Annotated in this window: 4 protein-coding genes; 3 read left to right on the top strand and 1 reads right to left on the bottom strand. The window is 38.8% G+C overall.

Annotated features, from left to right (window positions below):
* The 3 genes from J6U00_RS02275 to J6U00_RS15140 form a co-directional block, all read left to right on the top strand.
* Positions 1-304 (top strand): low molecular weight phosphotyrosine protein phosphatase (locus tag J6U00_RS02275; protein WP_296578285.1); only part of this gene is annotated, 304 nt, incomplete at its 5' end.
* Between the two features lie 15 nt (positions 305-319).
* Positions 320-1,048, top strand: coding sequence for a histidine phosphatase family protein (locus tag J6U00_RS02280; RefSeq protein WP_296578288.1), 729 nt, complete (start codon positions 320-322; stop codon positions 1,046-1,048).
* 44 nt (positions 1,049-1,092) lie between these two features.
* A complete protein-coding gene (locus J6U00_RS15140; protein ID WP_365717825.1) occupies positions 1,093-1,431 on the top strand; it encodes a DUF3795 domain-containing protein in 339 nt (112 codons plus the stop codon).
* A 197-nt stretch (positions 1,432-1,628) separates the two neighbouring features.
* On the opposite strand, the gene J6U00_RS02285 is transcribed toward J6U00_RS15140, so the two are convergent.
* The gene (locus tag J6U00_RS02285; protein ID WP_296578291.1) at positions 1,629-2,720 is read right to left on the bottom strand and encodes an ABC transporter ATP-binding protein; all 1,092 of its coding nucleotides are present in this window, start codon (positions 2,718-2,720) and stop codon (positions 1,629-1,631) included.
* Between the last annotated feature and the right edge of the window lie 49 nt (positions 2,721-2,769).

Here is a 2,769-nt window from a genome sequence, read left to right on the forward strand (position 1 = left end):
TCCACCTGCGAAATCTGAATTAGCAAAGCACGGGATAGGATGCAGTGGAAAAGCTGCAGTTCAACTTAAAAAATCAGATTATGATAAATACGATTATTTCATTGGAATGGACACCACTAATATCCGTAATATGAGTCGCATCTTCGGCGGTGACAAAGATGGAAAAATCCATAAGCTACTTACCTTTGCAGGCAGAAGTGATGACGTTTCAGACCCATGGTACAGTCGTGATTTTAGAACAGCTTATAACGATATTGAAGAGGGCTGCAAGGGATTTATTGCATACCTTTTGAAGCAATTATAACTAAGAGGTACTACCATGAAAATACTTATTATCAGGCACGGAGATCCTGACTACACTATCGACTCACTCACGAAAAAAGGTCACAGAGAAGCTGAACTACTTGCCAGTCGAATAGCTCCTATGGATATAAGCGCATATTATGTCTCCCCTCTTGGGAGAGCTAAAGCTACAGCAGAATATACTTTAAAACAATGCGGACGAACTGCAGAAACACTGGACTGGCTTCACGAATTTGATCGAAATCTTATTATCGGTAAGGATGGTAAGCGCCGCATTGCATGGGATATGCTTCCCCAAGACTGGACTACCATTCCTGAATACTACGATAATACTAAATGGGCTAACGTATCCGTTATGAGCGAAGCTGATATGAAAAACGGTATTGATTATGTACATAACGGACTAGATGCATTACTTGCTCAACACGGATATGAACGGAATGGTAACTGTTATAATGCTGTACGTCCTAATGAAGATACGATCGCACTTTTTTGTCACTTCGGAGTTGAATGCGTAATCCTTGGACATCTTCTCGGCATCTCCCCTATGGTGCTATGGCACGGCTTTATCGCCGCTCCAACCTCAGTAACAACTGTTTGCACTGAGGAACGCCGTAAGGGTATTGCTTATTTCAGAGTTACAGCTTTCGGAGATATCTCTCATCTTACTAATCACGGAGAACCACCTGCGTTTGCAGGTCGGTTCTGTGAAATGTTCAGTAATATAGATCAAAGGCACGATTGATATCCGCTTTCATAATCTAAGTATATAGATAAAAGTTTGAAAAAATATTAGCTTCCTGTGGAAATGATTGCTTGGTTTGTGCAAGATATAATAAACCTCCGTACGAAAAGACTAATGAACAACTACATCACACCGCTGAATTATGGTTCAAGATAGGATACAGGGATAAAGTTGTATCAAACGAGGAGATATCGTGTAGTAGCTGCACAACTGATAACTGGTGCAGATATCATGTTTTAAGAGCTACCATAATAAAGGAATCCAAAACTGTTCTGAATGTGAAGAATTACACTGCAACAATATGCTTGAATGCTTCAATATTACGATCTCATTTGCGCCAAAATGCAAAGAAATTTGTACGGATACAGAATATAAACAGATGAAAAAAGCCTATTTTGAAAAAGAAAAGAATCTAAAGGCAGAATAAAAATAATACAAAATAATCATATGATAATAAAAAATATAGGCAGTCTCCCCTCTTTACATGGTTCGTTCAGAGGTTTGATAGACTGCCTATAATTATTAATAAAATAGAATTCTTCAGTTTCTTTTTTTATGATCATATATTAGTTCAAATTAATTAAGTTTTAAATTCTGACTTGTAGACTTCAAAAAGTTTTTTATTACCAATATTCATAGGTCCGAACTGGTCAATACAGCCTATTACTTCATCACACTTTTTCATTATTTCAAGTGCTTTTTGAATGCTTTCATCACTAAGTGGCTCAAATGCTTTTTCAGTTATGAAAACAGTGGAAAGAGATTTTGCTACAGAGTATTCAATATCGTTCTCGTGTATCACTCCAGCGGCAAATGGTATGCTTTTTCGCTGTAGGCTTCGATAAACATGAATACCTGCTCCTCCTCCGCCAATAACAAAGACCTTAGGTTCCCCCTTAATGCCAAGGGCTTCAGCTGTCCCAAACATCGGATCAAATATGCCGTTTGAGATGTCATATAGCTCACTTATATAGTTCCCACTGAAAATTTCCTCAGGAGTTCCAATTCTATCTGCTTTGTTATTCTTTATGCATAGAATAAAGTCAGAAAATCGCTGAGCCAGATCAAGTTCATGAAGCGTCTGAATGACAGCAATATTTCTGCTTTGTGCTAGATTCTTAAGCAAACCAAGCAGACGAAGTTTGTTATTTATATCAAGGAATGATGTTGGTTCATCAAGGATAAGCACCTTTGGCTGCTGTGCAATAGCACGTGCAAGCATTACAGACTGACGCTGACCATCACTTATGCATCGGATATCAGTGTCTGCAAGATAGGATATTCCAGTCAGTTCCATTGCATCTTTTACTATCTTTCTGTCTTCAGCCGAAAGAATACCTAACCTGCCCGTGTATGGATAACGACCTGTAGAAACAACATCCTCACAGGTTAATTTCTCTGCTTCAATTCGATCTGTCAAGCAAATCGACAGCATCTTAGCTATATCACTGAGATTCATATTGGAAATATCATTTCCATTAACGCATACAGTGCCAGAAACAAGTGGAATCTGTGAAGCTATGCTTTTCAGCACAGTGGATTTTCCAGCACCGTTCGGGCCGATAATGGTGAGTATTTCACCTGAACGTACTTCAATCTCAAGTCCGCTCACAACGACTTTTTTTCCATATCCAACTGAAAGTGCTTTGGCAGTAAGTAAAACTTCACTCATTCAGGCACCTCTTTTCTGTCCACGTCGGCTTAACATAGCGGCTATGACA

It is taken from the genome of Ruminococcus sp. (genome assembly GCF_017650195.1).
Lineage (GTDB): Bacteria > Bacillota > Clostridia > Oscillospirales > Ruminococcaceae > Ruminococcus.

What these genes read in the sequence shown, in the direction of transcription:
- J6U00_RS02280 (WP_296578288.1), top strand. Translation starts at nt 320, where the DNA reads ATGAAAATACTTATTATCAGGCACGGAGATCCTGACTACACTATCGAC.
- J6U00_RS02285 (WP_296578291.1), bottom strand. Translation starts at nt 2,720, where the DNA reads ATGAGTGAAGTTTTACTTACTGCCAAAGCACTTTCAGTTGGATATGGA.